General features: G+C 73.3%; 4 protein-coding genes (1 of these 4 running past the window's edge). All 4 read right to left on the bottom strand.

Annotated features, from left to right (window positions below):
• Tightly spaced (each overlapping or abutting the next), the 4 genes in view from TMO_RS26830 to TMO_RS26815 form a layout consistent with a single transcriptional unit that may run on beyond the window.
• On the bottom strand, positions 1-4,463 hold the 5' end (the start) of the coding sequence (locus tag TMO_RS26830; protein ID WP_014748204.1) for a non-ribosomal peptide synthetase. It extends 7,099 nt beyond the left edge of the window; the window shows 4,463 of its 11,562 coding nt (coding positions 1-4,463); it begins with the start codon at positions 4,461-4,463; its stop codon lies off the left edge, out of view.
• A complete protein-coding gene (locus TMO_RS32730; RefSeq protein ID WP_014748203.1) occupies positions 4,439-8,431 on the bottom strand; it encodes a non-ribosomal peptide synthetase in 3,993 nt (1,330 codons plus the stop codon). The genes TMO_RS26830 and TMO_RS32730 overlap by 25 nt, the downstream gene beginning before the upstream one ends.
• On the bottom strand, positions 8,428-13,818 hold the full coding sequence (locus TMO_RS26820) for an SDR family NAD(P)-dependent oxidoreductase (protein WP_014748202.1): 5,391 nt from the start codon (positions 13,816-13,818) through the stop codon (positions 8,428-8,430). Before TMO_RS26820 ends, TMO_RS32730 begins: the two co-directional genes overlap by 4 nt.
• The gene (locus tag TMO_RS26815; protein WP_014748201.1) at positions 13,815-20,186 is read right to left on the bottom strand and encodes a non-ribosomal peptide synthetase; all 6,372 of its coding nucleotides are present in this window, start codon (positions 20,184-20,186) and stop codon (positions 13,815-13,817) included. The genes TMO_RS26820 and TMO_RS26815 overlap by 4 nt, the downstream gene beginning before the upstream one ends.

The raw sequence follows: 20,186 nt of genomic DNA, 5'->3' as shown, positions 1-20,186 counted from the left end.
TCGGCTGCCTCGGTGCGTAGCGCCCGGTTGGCGGCGCGCAGCAGCCGGTCGGTGCGAGCCTCGTCGAGCGCACGATGGGTGGTGCGGGCACGCTCGACCAGATCGGGCGCGGCCGGGTCGTCGACTGGCAGGCCCGCCGCCGAGGTCGCGGCGTGGGCGACCGCCTGCCAGTGCGGGATCTCGTCGTCGAAGGCGCCGCGGGCAGCGCGATCGGCCAGTGCCGCCGCCCAGCGGGTGAAGGAGGGGGCCGGCGCCGGATCGGCGCCGCCGCCGCCCGCCAGCAGCTCGCGCAGTTCGTCGAGCAGCAGCCGCCACGACACCGCGTCGATCACCAGGTGATGGGCGACAATCAGCAGGCGGTCGGCCCCGGCACCCGTCCGGTAGCGCACCACCCTGAGCAGCGGGCCGCGGGCGAGGTCGAGCCCCGCCTGGACCCGGGCGGCATGGGCGCTCCAGTCGTCGAAGCGGGCATCGATGCTGTCGAACCGGGTGGCACCGTCCACCGGGCCCGCCTGCTGCATCATCCGGCCGCTGCCGTCTGGGGAGAAGCGCAGGCGCAGCGCATCATGGCGGCCGGCAAGGGTCTGTACGGCGGCCTGGATCGCCGCATCCTCGGTTCCGGCCGGCAGGGTCAGCAGGATCGCCTGGTTGAAGTGATGCGGATCGACCGGTTCCCGGTCCAGGAACCAGGCCTGGACGGGGGTGAGCGGCACGGGGCCGTCGACCGGCAGACAGGCATCGCGGCCGGCATCGGTTTCGGCGCGGGCGTCCAGCGCCCCGGCCAGTTCCGCCAGGGTCTGATGGGCGAAGAGGTCGCGGACGGCCAGCGGCAGCCCGGCCTTGCGGGCGCGGGATGCGACCTGGATCGACAGGATCGAATCGCCGCCGGCCTCGAAGAAATTCTCGTGACGGCCGATGGCGGCCACGCCCAGCACCTCGCACCAGATCCGGGAGAGGGTCGCCTCGGTGGCGCCGGCGGGGGCGGTCGTGGTCTCGGGGGCGGCGGTCTGTCGGGTGGCGAGCCGTGCCAGCAGCGCGGCCCGATCCAGCTTGCCGTTGGGGGTGAGCGGCAGCCGGTCGAGCAGCCTGATCTCGGCTGGAACCAGGGCCTCGGGCAGGCGGCGGCGCAGATGGTCGCGCAGGCGGCGGATCATGCGCCGGTCGGCACCGGCGGCCAGCGGGTCGTTGATCGGGCTGCGCGCCGGCATCGACCGCCAGGGCGCCCAGAGCGGCGGGCGCGGATCTTCGGCCACGGCGGCGGGTTCGATCAGCACATGCATCAGGGCCGGATCCTCGGCCCAGGTGATGCGCAGGGCGACGCCGGCTTCATCGGCGATCGACCAGAGGGTTTCGGGATCCACGGCATCCCGCGCCGCTTCGGCTGCGGCCGCGGCGATGTCGCCCGCCGTGGCATGGCGGCCGTCCAGCCGGTCGGCCGCCGCCATGTCGGCGGCAGTGCGGGCATTGGGCAGGTCCAGGATCTCGATCCGGCCACCCTCTGCCGCCACCCGCGCACAGAGGGCGGGGAAATCGGGGCCGTCCGCCCAGACCATCCGCCGGTCGGGCACCAGCGGCGCCCGAGCCGCACCCTTGAACAGGGTGACGTCATAGCGGAAGCGGGTCATCTCGTTGCGGTCGCGGCCGCGCTTCAGCCGGATGTCCATCCCTGCCACACCGGGCAGTGCCGCGGCGCGGGTCAGGAACCAGGCCGGGTCGATCAGCAGTTCCTTTTCGGCCGCCAGGGCATCGGCGATGCGGGCTGAGAGCGCCTCCGCCGGGGTGGCCGCGGGGGCCTGATGCAGGGCGATCGAGGTCTGGAAACCGCGCTCGACATGGGCGGCGCGAATGTCGCCGGCAAAGAGCGCGCCTTCGGGCGCGATGGCATCGAGCGCGCCGCGCAGCACCCGCAGCAGATAGTCCTCGCCCGGGAAATACTGGATGACCGAATTGATGACGATCGCATCCCAGGGGCCCGCCGGCCGGTTATCCCAGGGGCCTGCCTGCCGGTCGGCCATGTCGTCGGCGGCACGGCGCTCCAGCGTGACGTGATCGATGCCGCTTCGGGCCAGATCGGCCTTCAGATGCGCGATCGCCTCGGCGGAGAAGTCGGTGGCATGGTAGCGGCGGCGGCGCGGTGCCAGCTTCCAGAGCAGCAGACCGCTGCCGCAACCGATTTCCCAGACCGTCTCTCCGCCCAGCCGCTCGATGGCGGCGACCGTGGCATCGCGCCAGGTGGCCATTTCGGGGGCCGGGATCGGGCTGCGGTCATAGCTGCTGGTCCAGCCGGCGATGCGAAACACCGGGTCGCCGTCCAGCGCGCCATAGGTATCGGCATAAAGCCGGCGCCAGTCCTCGGCGCGCTCGGCCTCGCGGGCGGCACGGTCGGCCTCGTCGGCGGCGGTGTCCGCCACCACGAAGGCGATAAGCCGGGCGGCGGCCTGGGCATCGCCTGCCGGCGCCAGCAGCACGGCGGCCTCGGCGACCGCCGGATCGTCGCGCAGCGCCGCCTCGATTTCACCCGGTTCGATCCGGTGGCCGCGGAGCTTCACCTGGGCGTCAGCGCGGCCACGGAAATCGAGCGATCCGTCGGCACGCCGCACCACCAGATCGCCGGTGCGGTAGAGCCGGGCCCCGGGGGTGGTCGAGAACGGGTCGGGCAGGAAGGCCGTGGCGGTCAGTTCCGCCCGGCCCAGATAGCCGCGGGCCAGACCGGCGCCGCCCAGCCAGAGTTCACCCGCCACGCCGAAGGGCACCGGACGCATCCGGCGGTCCAGGACATGGGCGGTGAAGCCGTCGATCGGCCGGCCGATGGCGGGTGCGCGGCCGGCGGCGATCTCTGCCGGATCGACCGGGCCGGCGGTCGCGACCACCGCGGTCTCGGTGGGGCCGTAATGGTTGATCAGCCGCACGCCGGGCATCTCGGGGGCCGTCGCCAGGCGCTCACCACCGGTCAGCAGCAGGTCGAGCTTCAACCCCTCGGGCCTGGGGCGCGAGAGCAGCGGGGCGGCAAGCGGCGTCGGCACGAAGGCCTGGGTCACGCGATGGGTGACGAAATCGGCCAGCAGCAGGTCGGGATCGCGGCCGGCGCCCGGCTGGGGCAGGACCAGGGCGGCCCCGGCGGCGAGCGCCGGCCAGATCTCCCAGCCGGCGGCGTCGAAGGCGAGGCCGGCCACCTGGGCCATGCGGGTGGTCTGGTCGGGTGCATAGGCCCGCCGGTGCCAGGCGACCAGATTGGCGAGCCCGCCATGGGTGATGGCCACCCCCTTGGGCCGACCGGTGGAGCCTGAGGTATAGACCACATAGGCGAGACGGTCGGCATCGATGCCCGCCGGATCGGGCAGCCGGGCCGCGGCATCGCCGTCACCTGTATCGTCGTCCGGTACCAGCACCGGCACGGCATCCCCGATGCGGGGTGCCTGATCGGCGGCGGCCAGCACCGCGCGCATGCCGGCATCGGCGATCTGCCAGCGGATGCGCTCGTCCGGATAGTCGGTCACCATCGGGACGTAGGCGGCCCCCGCACGCAGCACCGCCAGTGCCGCGATCACGAAAGCGGGCGAGCGGTCGAAGAGCAGGCCGACCCGGTCTTCGGGCCCGATACCGGCCGCGATCAGCCGCCGGGCGAGGCGGGTGGCGGCCTGGTCCAGATCGGTGCGAGAGAGGGGCGCGCCCTGGTGCAGGATCGCCGGGGCCGCGGGGGCCTCGGCCGCCCGGTCGGCAATTTCGGCGGTGACGGGACGGAAGGCCGCGGCCGGCGGGCCGGCACGGAGCGCGGCGAGGGCGGCCGTTTCATCCGCGGTCGCGACCGGCAGGATCGAGACCGGGGCCTCGGGCCGGGCCAGGGCGGCGGCGAGCAGGGTTTCGTAGCGGCCGAGCAGCCGGTCGATGGTGGCCGCGTCGAAAAGGTCGGTGGCGTAATAGGCGACCAGGTCGTAGCCGGTCTCCGACGGCCAGACATGGAGTTCCAGATCGAAGCGGGTGCGGGTCACCTCGCGCTCGACGGCCCTGATGTCGAGCCCGTCAAGCGCGAGCGGCGGCACTTCGGCGTTCTGGACCGCGAAGGCGATCTGGAACAGGGGGTTGCGATCCAGCGCCCGGTCGGGCTCCAGTGCCTCGACCAGCACTTCGAAGGGCAGGTCCTGATGGTCCTGGGCGTCGAGCACCACCTGGCGCACCCGGTCGGTGAAGGCGGCGAAGTCCGGATCGTCGTTGAAGCGGCTGCGCAGCACCAGGGCGTTGACGAAGAAGCCGATCAGCGCCTCGGTATCGGGATGGGTGCGGTTGGCGATGGGCGAGCCGACTGCCACGTCGGTGGTGCCAGAGATGCGGCCGATCAGCAGCTGGAAGGCGGCGAGCAGCACCACGAAGGGCGTAGCCTTGTGGCGGCGCGCCGTCTCGTCGACATGGCGGGCAAGTGCCGCCGGCATCGGCCGGCGGGTCAGCGCGCCCTGATAGCTCTGCACCGCCGGCCGGGGGCGGTCGAAGACCGGTTCGGGGCGGTGAAGCCGTCGAGCACGCTGCGCCAGTGGTCGAGCAGCCGGTCGCGTTCAGCCCCGGACAGGCGGGCGCGCTGCCAGAGCGCCACATCGGCATAGTCGACGGCGAGCGGCGGCATCGGATCGGGCCGGCCGGCGGCGAAAGCGGCATAGAGCGCGCCCAGCTCGCGCACCATCACCCCGATCGACCAGCCGTCGGAGGCGATGTGATGGAGGGTGGCGAGCAGGACATGGCTGCTCTCACCCAGCCTCAGCAGCCGGGTGCGGATCTTGAGCGGCCGGGTGAGGTCGAAGGGCGTCTCGGCATCTTCGACCGCGCGGGCGACCACCTCGGCCTCGGGATCGGCGAGGTCCGAGAGATCCTCCACCGGCAGCGGCCAGGTCTCGGGTGCGGGATGGATGCGCTGCACCGGCCGGCCGTCGCGCTCGATCATCGCGGTGCGCAGCACGGCATGGCGGCGGCAGATTGTGGCGAAGGCGCGCGCCAGGGCATCGTGGTCCAGCCGACCGGTCAGGCGCAGGGCGGCCGGCATGTTGTAGGCGCCGCGCGCCGGGCTCAACTGGTCGATGAACCACAACCGCTCCTGCGCGAAGGAGAGCGGCAGGTCGTCGTCGTCCGTGCGGCGCGGGATCGGCGCCGTCCGGGCGACCGGCGTCAGGGCATCGAGGGCGGCGGCGAGGTCGGCCAGGCGCGGGGTCTCGAAGACCTGGGCGACGCCGGGCTCCAGCCCCAGATCGCGGCCGATGCGGGCGATCAGCTGGGTGGCACGCAGCGAATGGCCGCCGAGGGCGAAGAAATCGTCGCCGCGCGACACCGCATCGACCGGCAGGGCCAGGATTTCGGCCCAGATCGCCGCCAGCCGCCGCTCGCTTTCGGTGGCGGGCGGCGCGGCCGTGGCGGCGGCGAGCGGCATGCCGTCCGTGGCCGGCAGGGCCCGGCGGTCGAGCTTGCCGTTGGCCGAGCGCGGCAGGGCCGGGCTGATCACCCAGCGCGCCGGCACCATCGGCTCGGGCAGGCGGGCACGCAGATGGTCGGCGAGCGCCTGAGCGAAGCCGGTCTCGTCGGCGGGGCGTGCGCGCGGCTCGACATGGGCGACCAGCGTCGCCTGGCCGGCGATCGTCCGCACCACCACCAGCGCCTGGGCGACATCCGGATGGCTGCCCAGCGCCGCCTCGATCTCGCCCGGTTCGACCCGGAAACCGCGGATCTTCACCTGGTCGTCGGCCCGGCCCAGATAGCTGAGCCGGCCGTCGCGATGGCGGAGCACCCGGTCGCCGGTGCGATAGGCGCGGCCGCCATCGGGGCCGGTGACGAAGCGTTCCGCGGTGCGGGCGGCATCGCCGGCATAGCCGAGCGCCGGGGCCGTTCCGCCGATCAGCAGTTCGCCCGCCACCTCGTCGGGCAGGAGATGGCCGGCCGGGTCGGTGACGAAAAGCGTGGCGCCGTCGATCGGGCGGCCGATGGCCGGGCGGTCGGGCCAGCGGTCGACATTGGCGGCCGGCAGCAGTTCGGCGGCGACGACATGGGTCTCGGTCGGGCCGTACTGGTTGTCGATGGCGAAGGGCTGCCGCCGGCACCAGTCGCGGACCGGGGCGGTGATGCGCAGCTGCTCGCCCGCGGTCGCGATCATCTGCACCGAGGTGGGGGTCCGGTCGGGATGGTCGGCCAGATGGTCGGCCAGCGCATGGAGCATCACCACCGGCAGGAACAGCCGGGCGATGTCGTGACGCGAGATGAAGGCGGCAAGCGCCGCCGGGTCGCGGCGGGTGGCCTCGTCGGCGGTGACCAGCGTCCCGCCCTCGGCCCAGGCAAGGGCCGCTTCCTGCATCGAGACGTCGAAGCCGAGCGGCGCGAAGCCGAGGGTGCGGGCGGGCACGGGATGGCGGGCCCGGTGCCAGCCGATCAGCTGGTCGAGCGTGCGCCAGGCGACTCGCACCCCCTTGGGCGTGCCGGTCGAGCCCGAGGTGAAGAGCAGATAGGCGAGGTCGTCGGGCGATGTCGCGACTGGCCGGGTTTCGGCGGTGGCCTCCGGCAGAGGAAGGACGGGCCGGTCGGTCAGCCGGCGCAGCCGGTCGATCTCTGCCGCATCGGCGACGATCGCGGCCGGTTCCGCGATGGCGATCATGGTCGCGAGCCGGGCATCCGGCAGCTCGGGATCGAGCGGCATGGCCCCCGCACCGGCAAGCCAGGCGCCCAGCAGGCCGATGCCATGGGCCTGACCGCGGCCGAGCATCAACCCCACCGGTGCACCCTGCACGGCGCCGAGTTGCCCGGCGAGCGCGGCGGCGCGGCCGATCAGACGGCGGCGATCGAGGCTGCCATGGGCGTCGATCAAAGCCGGTGCCGTGGGAGCCTCGGCCGCGCGGGCCAGGATTTCGTCCAGCACCCGCGGGTGGCGGATGGCGGCGCCGCGGGCCGCCGCATCGATGCGGGCGGCCTCGGCCGCGGTCAGGATCGGCAGGTCGGCCCAGGCTTCATCGGGGCGGGTCGCCATGCCGTCCAGGATCAGACCCAGCCGGTCCAGCAGGTCGGTGGCAGCGGTGCGGCCGATCCGGGTCGGATCGAAAGTGACCGCCAGATCGAAGCCCTCGGGCCCGGCATGGCCGTGAATTTCAAGGTCGAGCCGGGTGCTCGTGGCCGGGGCGGGCAGAATGGCGACGTCGAGACCGCCCAGCCCCGGCGCCGGCAGATCGGCGGCGCCGGCCGCGACCAGCACCCGGAAGAGCGGGTTGTCGGTGCCGGTGCGGGCAATGCCCAGCGCGTCGACCAGCCGGTCGAAGGGAAGCGACTGGTGGGCGAGCGCGTCGCGGGTGTCGCCGCGGATGGCGGTGAGCAGCTCGCGCACCGTGCGCGCCCGGCCGAGGGCGGCGCGCAGCACCAGCGTGTTGGTGACGAAGCCGATCAGCGCCTCGGCATCGGCATCGGGCCGGTTGGCAACCGGGGTGCCGAGGGCGAAGTCGTGGCTGCCCGACAGCCGGCCGATCAGGATCTGGGCGGCCGCGGTCAGGATGATGAAGGGGGTGACGCCCAGCCCGCGGCCGAGGGCGTCGAGCCGGGCCGACGTCTCTGGGGAAAGACGCCGCCGGATCACCGGGTCGTCCCCGGCCGGCTCGGGATGCCCGGGCAGAACGAGATCGGACGCCGGCGGCAGATCGGCCAGCAGCTTGCGCCAGACATCGAGATCGGCGGCGCGGATCCGCGCCTGATCCTGCATCACCTCGGCATAGCTGCGGCGGAGCGGCGGCAGCGTGCCGCCGTCATACAGAACCTGCACCTCGTGGAGCAGCACGCCCAGCGACCAGCCATCGGCGGCGGCATGGTGCAGCACCACCACCAGTCGGTGATGATCGGGCGCCTGGCGGAGGAGCGCGGTGCGGAGGTTGAGCCCGTCCGCCAGATCGATCGGCCGGGCGGCAATCTCGCGCGCCATCGCATCGGCCGTGGCGTCGTCGGCGGCATCGGTCACCGGCAGCGGCCAGGCCGTGGGCACCGGCCGGAGCACGGCGCGCGGCGTGCCCTGATGATCGAGGATCGCGGTCCTGAGCGGCTGATGGCGGCGGGCGATGTCGGCGAAGGCCCGGGCCAGGCGGGCGATGTCGAGCGAGCCCCTGAGATCGAGCGCCGCGGTGATCAGCGCCGCCCTCGGATCGGCGCCCAGCCGGTCGAGGAACCACCAGCGGGCCTGACCGGGGGCGAGCGGGATCTCATCATCCAGTTCAGGCCGGAAGGAGGGCAGCGGGTCGCGGTCATCCGCCGCGGCGACGGCGGCTGCCTCGGCCAGAAGCGCGATCAACTCGGCGCGGCGCGCCCCGATCTCGGCCCGCAGTTCCGGGGTCAGCGCTCCTTTCGGTGCCCGGAAGCGCAGCTCGCCATTCTCGGACCAGAGCTGGATGCCGGCACCGGCGACGCGGGCGAGCAGGTCGGTGGCGGTCACAGGGCGCCCTCCTCGAAATCCTCGTCGGCCCCGGCCGGGCCGGGCGCCGCAACGCCGTCGACATGCGCCGCCAGCGCCCGGATGGTCGGGGCATCGAACAGCGCGGCCGGGGTAAGGTGCAGGCCGAAATGGTCGTTGATCCGGGTGACGATCCGGGCGGCGAGCAGGCTGTGGCCGCCGGCGGCGAAGAAATCGGCATCGATGCCGGCGACCGGTGCCGGCAGCAGTTCCGACCAGATCGCGGCGAGCGCGGTTTCGGTCGCCGTGCGGGGTGCCACGGCCGCGATGGTGTCGCCGCCGGCGGCAAGGACCACAAGGGCGTCGTCGCTTTCCGGCAGATGGTCGACATGGCGGAGCCCGGGGCCGGCAGGGGTGCCGAAGATGTCTTCGGCCCGGCGGAGCGTCGCCGGGGCAGCCGTCTCACCTGCCACCAGCAGCACCGCGCGGGCGCGGGCGGGGGACAGTTCCGGATCGATGCAACGGGCCGCGATCATCGGATGGCGGCGATCGGCGCCGATCACCGCGCGGGTGAGGCCGGCGGCCAGCACGACATCCAGGCTGGCCAGACCGTCGGCGGGCGGGATGGGCAGCAGGCCGCGGCCGCGGGCGAGGCCGGCGGCACCGGTGACGGCCGCCCCCATGCCGGGCCCGTCCCAATTCGTCCAGGCGATGGTGACGAGGTGTGGCCCGCCGGGCCGGCGCAGCGCAGCGGCTTCGGCTTCGAGGGCGGCATTGGCGGCGGCATAGGCCGCGGTGCCGGCCGCCGGCAGATGGGCCACGACGGAGGAGAAGGCGATCAGCAGCCCGTCATCCCGCAGCAGGCGGGCAAGCGCCGGCAGCATGCCGGTCTTGGGCGCCGCCAGCTCGGCCACCGCCCTGCCGTCTTCTTCGGCCGCCGGCCGCTCGCGATAGAGCCCCGCCAGATGGGCGATGCCGTCGAACCGGCCGAGGACTGCAAGCCGCGCGCCGGCATCGGCGGCGGCAAGATCGAGCGACAGGGCATGGACTCGCGGGTCATCCGCCGTCGCCATGTGCCGGCCGATGACGGTGACGGAGGCCACGCCGCGATCGAGCAGGTGGCGGATCAGGGCCCGCCCAAGCCCGCCATGGCCGCCGGTGACCAGCCAGGATTGCCCCGGGGCGATACCTTGGGCAGGGGTGTCGGGGGCGAGCCGCGCCGGGTGCAGCACCGGCCGGGTGCGGCCGCCGGCCGCGAGGTGGACCACCGGCAGGGTGCCACGGGCAATCTCGTCGGTGATGAGCGCTTCGGGCGTGCCGTCGGCCATGACGATCCGACGCAGATGCAGGCCGGGCAGCTCCTCGGCCGCGGCGGCGGTGAAGGCATCGACCGCGGCGGCGGTGACGTCGCCGGCGGGTGTCACGGTGACCAGCTCGACAGTCTGGCCGGCCAGACGGGCCAGTAGCGCGCGCCGGCGGTCGATGGCATCGGCCAGCGCCATGCCGCGCGGCAGGCGGTCTTCGATCAGCCCAAGCCGCGGGGCGCCGGCAAGCGGCGGGGCGGGGGCATCCCCCGGCTCCAGGAACCAGTCGGGCAGGCCCGGCCCCCGATCGCGGCCCGGGGTGAGGCCGAGGGCGGCAAGCCGGGCATCGAAATCGCCCGCTTCCAGCCGGTGGCGCAGGGCGGTGCGCTGGATCTTGCCGCTGGTGGTCTTGGGGAAATCGGCCCGCTCCAGCGGCACCACCACCGAGGGTGCGATGCCGAGCCGGCGGGCGAGACGGGCGGTGATCTCGGCGATTTCGGCGCGGCGCGGGCCGGCATCATCGGCGGAACCGATCTCGGCCAGACAAGCCTCGGGCACGTAGAAAACGGCGATCCCTTCGGTGCCGAGATCGGGGCGGTCGACGGCGGTGGCGGCGACGAAGGTGGCGGCGACCCCCGCCGCGCGGCCGGCCTCGTCTTCGACGTCATGGGCATAGTGATTGGCGCCGCAGACGACGATCATCTCTTTCAGCCGGCCGGTCAGCACCAGGCGGCCATCGGCGATGAAGCCCAGATCGCCGGTGTCGAACCAGCCGGCATCGGCGAAGGCCGCTTCATTGGCGGCGGCGTTGTCGATATAGCCGGGGGTGGTGACGGCACCCCGCGCCTGAAGCCGGCCGATCACGCCTTCCGGGCAGGTGGCGCCGTCGGGATCGGCGATGCGGATCGCGACACCAGGGATCGGCCGGCCGGCATCGACGAAGCTGACCGTGCCGGGGCCGGGCGTCGCGGCGGCGCGCAGCCGGCCGGCCAGCGATCCGGCGGTGACATGGCGGCAGGCGCCGTCTGCGGTGAAGTCGATGCCGCCGGTCATCACCGTGCAGAGTTCGGCCATGCCGAATTCATTGCGAACCGCGCCAGGACGCAGGCCATGCGGCACCATGGCCGCCAGCGCATCGGCGACCACCGGTGCAGTCACCTGTTCGCCCGCATTGATGAACCAGCGGATCGAAGACAGGTCGCGCCGCCGCCCCGTCTCACGCGACAGGGCGTCGGCGACCAGGCGAAAGGCGAAATTGGGCGCCCAGGCCAGCGTCACCCGGTGGCGTTCGATCAGATCGAGCCAGAGCAGCGGCCGGTCCAGCACCGCCGCGGTGGGGGCCTGGATCTGCTGGCGGCCGAGCACCGTGTCCTTCAGATGGCAGGTCAGCATCGGCACGACATGGTCGAAGGGCAGCCAGTTCATCGACACGTCGTCGGGCCCGTGCCCCCAGGCGGCGACTTGGCCGAAGACATGGGCGATCACCCCGCCATGGGTGACCTGGATGCATTTGGGCACACCGGTCGAGCCCGAGGAGAGCTGGATGAAGGCGACATCGTCGGGGGTGGCCGGATGGGGAACCCCGTCAGGCGTATCGGTGTCGGGGGCGGCGACCAGGATCCGGGCGTCGGGCAGGATCCGGCTCAGATGATCGCGGGTGTCGGTATCGGTCAGCACCGGCGGCGCGCCCAGATGCGCATGGGTGCCCGAAAGCTTGGCCGCGACGGCATCGCCGGCGGCATGGGGTACGGCGACCGTCACCGGCCGGATGCCGCCCAGAATGCAGGCCCAGAGCGCCTCGATATGACGGGGAAGGTCGGCGAAGACCAGCACCGCCCGGTCGCCCGGACGCAGGCCTTCTGCCTGAAGCCGGCCGAGCGTGCGGCGGGCGGCCGCCAGAAGCCCGGCATAATCCTGAAGCCGTGGCGATCCGCGGCCGTCGTCATGCAGAATGCCGCGCCCCGGATGGCGGGCGGCGGTTGCGATCAGGGCGGCATCCAGCGTGCGCGGGGCATCGGCGGGCAGAACCAGCGGCCCCCCATCGGCCAGCGCCCGAGGCGGCGGGTCGCCCGGCACCAGCCAGCCCGCGTCATCCGCCGCTCCGGCGGTGCCGGGCAGGCTGTCGAGCGGCAGGCGCGGCAGAGCGGGGGCCGGCGCCTCCACCCAGACCAGGGCCGCCTGATCCGTCCGGTGCGGGGCCGCGGGCACGGCCAGCCGGTCGAGGGCGGCGCGGTCGGGCCGGCCCTCGGCATCGCGCGGGATGGCATGAACCGGCAGGACGGCATCCGGGCGGAGCAGCAGCGGCAGCGCGTCCACGAGCCCGGCCGCGAAACCCGCAGGCTCGATCGACGGAATGCCGGTCGCGACCGCCGCGACCAGACGGGCCTCGTGATCGGTGGCGATGCGGGTCCAGACCGCCGCATCGAGCACGCCGGGCAGGCGGCGCAGCGCCGCTTCCACCGCGGCCGGATGAACCCGCGCAGTGCCGCGGCGCAGTGCGCCGTCGATGCCGGGCAGCAGCCGCAGCCGGCCGTCGGAGAGCCGCCGCGCGCGGTCGGGGCCGGGCAGAAGCCGGCCCGGCAGGCCCACGGGCGCCAGATGCAGCCGGCCATCGGGGCCGGTGACCACCGGCAGATCGTCGCCGGCGGGTTCGGTCGTCAGGGCCAGGCGCGAGACCGGCAGGCTGCCGTCCAGGCTGATGGCGTCGACGACCAGCCCGAAAGCGTCGGCGAGTGCGGCGGCGAGCGCCGGTGGCACGAGATCAGGCCGGAAGCCCAGCGATCCCGCCAGTCCGCCGGCAGGATCTTCGTGCGCCGTCAGATAGAGTGCGAAATCCAGCCGGTCGGCCGGCAGTGGCAGCGGCCGGAAGCGCAGGCCATGGGCGTCGGCCGCAGGCGCCGGCACGTTCAGGAAGCTGAAGGCGGCATCGATCGCCGGCCGGGCCCCGGCGCCATGGCGGCGGTCGATCGCTTCCATGATCTGGGCGAGGGTGATGCCGTCATGGGCCTGGGCGTCGATCACCGCGTCGCGGGTGCGGGTGAGCAGGGCGTCCACGCCCGGATCGTCGGCGGTGGCGAGCCGCAGCACCACCAGATCGGCGAATTCGCCGATCGTGCGGTCGAGCGCCGGATCGGGGCGGTTGGCGACCGCGACCGCGATCGTGGTGTCGCCCTGATCGGTGAACCGGCCGAGCACCGCGCCCCAGGCGGCGAGCAGGGCGGTGAAGACCGTGGCACCGGGCACGCGCCGGCTGAGACCGGCCAGGGCTTCGGCCTGGGCGGGGTTGATCCGGAAGGGCAGATGCCGGGCGGGGCCCGGCTCTCCCGGTCCGCCATCCAGCATCAGCCGTCGCGGTGCACCGGCCAGACGGTCGACCCATTGGTCGAGACGGCGGCGATGCGCTTCCCCGGCTGCCAGATCGGCCAGACGCCGGGCTTCGTCGAAGGCGGAACGCGCGGGCGGCGGTGCCGGCGGCCGGCCGGCCATCCGCCGGGCATAGGCGTCCTGGATCAGGGCGAGGCAAAGCCCGGCCGACCAGCCATCGGCCACGATGTGGTGCAGCACCACCCCCAGCCCATGCAGATCCGGCGCACAGCGAAACAGGCGGAAGCGGGCGAGTGGGCCGACGGCGAGATCGAAGCTTTCGTGGCCGAGGGCGAGGCCCGCCGCAACCAGGGCGGCATCGGCATCCTCCGCCGGTGCGATCTGGACGACCGGCAGTGCTTCGGCCGGTGCGGGGGCGGGCAGCACCTCCTGCACCGGGGCCCGGGCGGTTTTCAGGATCCGGCAGCGCAGCGCCGCCTGGGCGGTGACGATGTCCGAGACCGCCGCCGCCAGCCGGTCGGCATCGAGCGGACCATCGATGCGCAGCATCAGCGACATGGCCTGGGCATCGCCGGCCTCGTCTTCGGCCAGGAACAGAAAGCGCATCTGGGCGGGGGAAAGCGGGGCTTGTGCGCCGACCTCGGGCCATGTCTCCGCAGCGACGGCCGTTGCAGGTGCTGCCGGAGCCCCGTCGCGGGCCGCCAGACGCTGCTTCAGCGCCGCGCGCTGGGCGGGGCTGAGGGCGGCCATGCGGTCAAGCAGGCTGCGGCCGGCAGGCGTATCGGGCGGGAGCGTGCTCATTGGGCGGCGGTATCCGGAAAGGTTTCGGCCTCGGGCCCATCTGTCCCGGGCCCATCTACCTCGGGCCCCTCTGCCCCGGTCAGGGCCTCGATTTCGGCCAGCAGGGCGGCGAGATCGTCATCTCCGGCCAGTGCCGCATCGGTCAGGGCGCCCAGGGCGGCGGCAAGCGTCGCCACGGTCGGGTTCTCGAACACGGTGCGCAGCGGCACCTCCACCGGCAGCGCCTCGTTCAGCCGGGCGAGCATGCGCACGGCCTTGAGCGAGTGGCCGCCAAGGGCGAAGAAGTCGTCACTGCGCGCGATGACCGGCCGGTCCAGCACCTCAGCCCAGATTTCCGCAATCAGGATCTCGACCGGGCTGGCCGGGGCATCGCTGCCGGCCGGGCGGTCGGCGTCGGGCAGCGGCCGGGCGGTCAGCGCCCGGCGGTCGAGCTTGCCCGAGGCGGTGAGCGGCAGGGCATCGGTTGCAACGAAGCGCGCCGGGATCATGTGGATCGGCAGATGCCGGGCGACATGGCGGCGGAGCACCTCGGCGGCAGGCAAAACGCTTCCCGGATGGCAGGTCAGCCAGGCGACCAGGGTCTCGCCGCCCTCGGCGCTCACCACCGTCACCCCGGCGCGGGCGATGGCGGGATGGGCGCTCAACACCGCCTCGATCTCGCCCGGCTCGATCCGCTGGCCGCGGAGTTTCATCTGGGCATCGATCCGGCCCTGATAGCGCAGCCGGCCGCGGGCATCGACCAGCACCCGGTCGCCGGTCAGATAGCAGCGGGCACCGGGGCGGGGGGCCGCCGGGTCAGGACGGAAGGCGAGCGCGGTGCGCACCGGATCGCCGTGATAGCCGCGGCCGACGGTCTCGCCACCGATGGCGAGTTCGCCCGGCATGCCCGGCGGGACGGGACGGCCGGTGCGGTCGAGCACCATGAGATGCACACCGTCGATCGCCGCCCCCAGCGGCGCCGTGCCCGCCGCGGGCAGACCGTCCGCGACCCAGGCGGTGGCATCGATGCAGCATTCGGTGGGGCCGTAGAGGTTGATGATCGCGCAGCCGGACGGCAGCACGGTGCGCGCGGCGCGAATGGTGGGGGTACCCAGCGCTTCGCCGCCGATGAACAGCCGGCGCAGCTGCTGGCCGCGGGCGAGGGCGCCCGTGGCCGCCAGCGCATCGACCAGAGTCGGGGTTGCCTGAAGAATGGTGATGCCATGGGCGTCGACCAGCCTGCCCAGGGTCTCGGGCGCGCGATGGCTGCCGGCAGGGGCCAGCACCAGCCGGGCGCCGGTCATCAGCGGTGCCTGGAACTCCCAGACCGAGGCGTCGAAGCCGGTGGGCGTCTTCTGAAGCACGGCATCTGCGGGGTCGAGCGGGAAGCTGCGGTTCATCCAGGCCATGTGCCGGGCGAGCGCGCGGTGCGGCACGGCCACCGGCTTGGGCGTGCCGGTGGAGCCCGAGGTGAACAGCAGATAGGCCAGCCGGTCGGGATGGCGGACGCCGGCCGGCAGCGGATGATCGCCGGCGGCGGCATCGATCCGGGCGGCGCCGTCGGCATCCAGCACCAGATCGGGGGCGGCGGTCGCCAGGATCAGCGCCCGGCGCGCCTCGGGCTCGTCCTCGTCGAGGGCAAGCCAGGCACCGCCGGCAATCGCCACCGCCAGCATCGACACCACCAGCTCGGCCCCGCGGGGATGGGCGAGGGCGACGATGCGATCGGGGCCGATGCCGGCCGCGACCAGCCCCGCCGCACGGCGGCGGGCGCGGGCTGCCAGTTCTGCGGCGGAAAGGCTGATGCCCGTGGCCGCATCGACCAGCGCGATCTGGCCGGGATCGGCGTCGAGACGGGCGAGGATGAGGTCGACGACATCGGATGCGGGCGCGGGGGGCGTCGGCACTGTCGGAACCGGGACTTCGAAGAGTTCCGGCAGACGCGCTGCCGGATGACGGGCGGCGGCGCGGATCAGGGCGATAAGCCGGTCGGCGATCAGGGCGATCGTCTCGGGCTCGAACAGCTCGGCGCGATAGTCGAAGCGCCAGGACATCGACCGGCCGGTCTCTTCGACCGAAAGCATCAGGTCGAATTTGGCGGCGGTGAAGGCGGGGGCAAGCCGGCTGACGGCAAGCCCCGGCAGTTCCAGCCGGCTGGCGCCGGCCAGCTGCCAGGCCAGCATCACCTGGAAGAGCGGTGTATGGGCCAGGCTGCGTTCGGGCGCGAAGGCATCGACCAGGCGCTCGAAGGGCAGGTCCGGATGGTCGAAGGCGGCGAGGCAGGTGGCGCGGGTGCGGGAGAGCAGGGCGGGAAGATCGGCCCCCCTCAGATCCAGCCTGAGCGGCAGGGTGTTGGTGAAGAAGCCGACCAGATCCTCCAGCCGCCGGTCCGGACGGTTGGTGACCGGCGTGCCGATCACGACCTCGTCCTGGCCGGCCATGCGGCCGAGCAGCAGGCCGAACAGGGCGGTCATGGCCATGAAGGGCGTGCAGCCGGCGCCTGCCGCAAGCCTGCGGAGATCCACCAGAAGATCATCAGGCAGGTCGCGGACAAGGCAGCCGCCGTCCGATGAGACCACCGGCGGCCGCGGCCGGTCGGTCGGCAGGTCCAGCACCGGCGGGTCGGTCAGCACCCCCCGCCAATGGTCGAGCTGGCGGCGGGCTTCGGCCTCGTTCAGGCGGCGGCGCTGCCAGTCGGCGACATCGGCATAGGTGAGCGCGGGCGCCGGCGGCAGATCGGGACCGGCGCCGATCCGGGCGGCATAAAGGGCGGTCAGCTCTTCCAGCACGATCTGCCCCGACCAGCCGTCGCCGGCGATGTGGTGCAGGTTGACCAGCAGGACATGGGCGTCATCGGCGAGCCGCAGCAGGGTCAGCCGCAGCAGCGGCGCCCGGGTCAGGTCGAAGGGCGTGGCTGCGTCGCGGGCGGCGGCCTCGGTCACCGCCGCATCGCGTGCCGCGGGATCGAGATCCCTGAGATCGCGGGTCGCGAGCACCAGCCGTGCCTCAGGGTCGACCCGCTGAAGCGGCACGCCGTCGGGGGCCGCGAAGCAGGTGCGCAGCATCGGATGGCGATCGGGCAGCACGGCCGCGGCCTCGGCAAAGGCTGCGACGTCGAGCGGGCCGTCGATGCGGACCGCCATCGCCATATTGTAGGCGACGGCGCCATCCGGCCACTGGGCCAGAAACCAGATCCGCTCCTGCGCAGACGACAGCGGGCAGAGGCCGCTGGCCGGGACCGGCAGGATGTCGAGCACGGGGCCGGGGTCCGCAGGGGCATCCCGGCGCCGGGCGGCGACGAGTGCCGCCAGATCGTCGAGGCGGGGATGGTCGAACAGCTCTTCCAGGCCGATTTCGACATCGAACACCGCGCGCAGCCGCGTCGCCACCTGCATGGCCTTCAGCGAGTGGCCGCCAAGGGCGAAGAAATCATCGGCGGATCCGGGCATCGGCAGGTCGAGCACTTCGGCCCAGATCGCGGCGATTTCGGCCTGGAGCGGGCCGTCGAGGCGGGTGCGGGCGGCGGTGGCCGGTACCTCGTCGGCCATCGCCTTGCCAAGAGCCCGGCGGTCGAGCTTGCCTGAACGCGACAGCGGCAGCCGGTCGGCGGAGGTCACGATCGCAGGGTGGAGCACGGCGGGCAGGCGGGCCGCCAGATGGCGGCGCAGCTCGTCGGGGGCCGGGGCAGGATGGCCGGGGCGGAGCACGATGCAGGCGCCGAGCCGGGGAGCGGCGCCGTCGGTCGCCGGCAGCAGGGCTGCGCCCGCCTGGGCGATGGCGGGATGGACCATCAGCGCGGCTTCGATCTCGCCCGGTTCGATCCGCCGGCCGGCCAGCTTGATCTGGCCGTCGATCCGGCCCAGCGCCAGCAGGGCATCCCGTTCCGTGCGGCGGACGCGATCGCCGGTCAGATAGCGGCGGGCGCCCGGCGCCTTCGCCTCGGGGTCGGGGCGGAAGGCGAACGCGGTGCGCACCGGATCGCCGTGATAGCCACGGCCGACGGCCAGGCCGCCGATGGCGAGTTCACCGGCGACCCCCGGGCCGACCGGGTCGCCCGCGGCATCGATCACCTGCAGGCTGGCGCCGTCAACCGGATCGCCCAGCGGCGCCGCCCCCTGCAGATCCGCCGGGATGTCGGCGGCCGAGGCGTCGATACAGCATTCCGTAGGGCCGTAGAGATTGATCAGGACGGCATCGGCGGGCAGCGCTGCCCGGGCGGCGGCGATGGTCGCCGGGCCCAGGATCTCGCCGCCCGCGAACAGGCGGCGCAGCCGGCCGGCACGGGCGAGCGCCCCGCCTGCGGCCAGCGCGTCGATCAGGGTCGGCGTGGCCTGCAGGATGGTGGCGCCGTGATCTGCGCAAAGCCGCCCGATCATCTCAGGGTCGCGATGGCTGCCGGCTGGCGCCAGCACCAGCCGCGCACCGGCCATCAGCGGCGCCAGAAACTCCCAGATCGAGGCGTCGAAACCGGCCGGGGTCTTCTGCAGGACGACGTCGTCGGGGCCGAGCGGATAGCGCCGGCCCATCCAGGCCATGTGCATGGCCAGGGCGCGGTGCGGGACGGCGACGGGCTTGGGCGTGCCGGTCGAGCCCGAGGTGAACAGCAGATAGGCGAGCTGTTCGGGATGAACCGGCCATGCTGCCGGCCGGGCATCGGCGGCAACGGTCAGGTCGAGAGCGCGGGCCGACTGGTCGTCCAGCACCAGCAGGGGACGGGCCTGATCGAGCATCGTCGCCCGGCGGGCAGGGGGATCCTCGGGATCGAGCGGCAGCCAGGCGGCGCCTGCCATCGAGACCGCGAGCCGCGAGATCACCGCCTCGATCCCCGAAGGATGGGCAAGGCCGATCACGCTTTCGGGGCCGCCACCGGCGCGTTGAAGGGCGGCCGCGCGGCGGCCGGCGCAGGCGACGAGGGTCTGATAGTCCAGACGATCCCCGGTCGCGGCATCGACCACCGCGAGGGCTGCGGGGGTGGCGGCGGCCTGGGCCGCGATCGTATCGGCGAGCGGTGCGAGATCGCCCGGTCGTGGCGGCCGGCCGCAGCCCAGGCGTCTGAGCCGGACGAGGGTTTCGGTATCCGGCTGGTCGAGCCGGCCGAGGCTGGCCTGAGGCTGGTCGAGGAGCCTGCGGCAGAGCCGGTTGAAGCGGGCGATCAGGGCCGGGATGTCGTCGGCGGCGAAAACGTCGCTGCGCCAGTCCAGATCGACGGTGACGGCGGCACCGTCATGATAGTCGCGCACGAAGATCGAGAGCGGATGCGGCTCTCGCCCGGTGGAGAGGGTATGGGCGGTCGCCGTCACCGGGCCGAAGCGGGCGTCGTAGTCGTGCGGCTCGAAAGACAGGGTGAGATCGAAAGCGGGCGTGCCCCGGCCGCGCACCGCCGCCAGCATCGCCGCCTGTTCGGCAAAGGCGATGCTGCGATGGCGATAGGCGCTGCGCATCCTGCGGGCCAGAGCGGCTGCGACATCGAGCGGGCGGTCGGTGGCATCGATCGCAACGATGACCGGCTGCATGGTGGCGAACAGGCCGACGGCCGCCTTGTGGGCGGCGGTCGGCCTGTTGGCGACCGGCAGGCCGGCGACCAGAGCATCCCGCCCCGCCCGGCGGAGCAGGGCGGCAGAGGCCAGCACCAGAAGCAGCTGCGGCAGGCCGGCGCCGGCCTGTGCGGCAAGCCGGGCGAGGCCATCATAGACCCCGCGCTCCAGCCCGATCCGGGTTCGCCGGCCCGGCATGCCGGGCTCCGGCGGGGTGAGATCCGGCGGGCCGAGATCCGGGGGTGGCAGGGGCGGTACCGGGTTGAGCACCGGCGGGGCCGCTGCCAGAACCGTCGACCAGTGGTGCCGCGCCGACACGCCGTCGCCTGCAAGCGGATCACCGATCGCCAGCGGATCGCTGCCGGCGAGGCCGGGGACGCGGCCGGCAAGCAGCGAGGTGTATGCATGTGCGGCATCCTGCACGATCCGCGAGATCGCGTGGCCGTCGACGATCAGATGGTGATAGGTCTTGGTCCAGAAATGGCGGTCGGCGGTGAGGCGTATCAACCCCCACCTGAACAGGGGGGCGCCGGCCGGAAACATCCGGCGGAAATCCGCCGCCATCCAGGCGTTCGCAGCTGCCGCAGGATTTCCCTCCTGCGACAGATCGACGCTGACAGGTGACGAGAAGGTGTCTTGGTATGCGAGAAGACGAAAACCGTCTCCTTCGGGCACCGGTTGCATATGCAGGCCGGCATGTGCAGCCGCCACCGCCTTCAGTGCCGCGCCGAAGATATCGATATCCAGAGGACCACGGAGTTCAACATATCCACCGATGTGATATGAGCCCGGTCCGGTATTCAGCCGCTCATCCAGCCAGATGTTTTGATGTGCGATGAAATGTGGCGCGGTCAT

The sequence above is a fragment of the Tistrella mobilis KA081020-065 genome (genome assembly GCF_000264455.2).
Lineage (GTDB): Bacteria > Pseudomonadota > Alphaproteobacteria > Tistrellales > Tistrellaceae > Tistrella > Tistrella mobilis.
The sequence above is the reverse complement of the archived record's forward strand: the minus strand, read 5'-3'. Positions and strand labels throughout refer to the sequence as shown.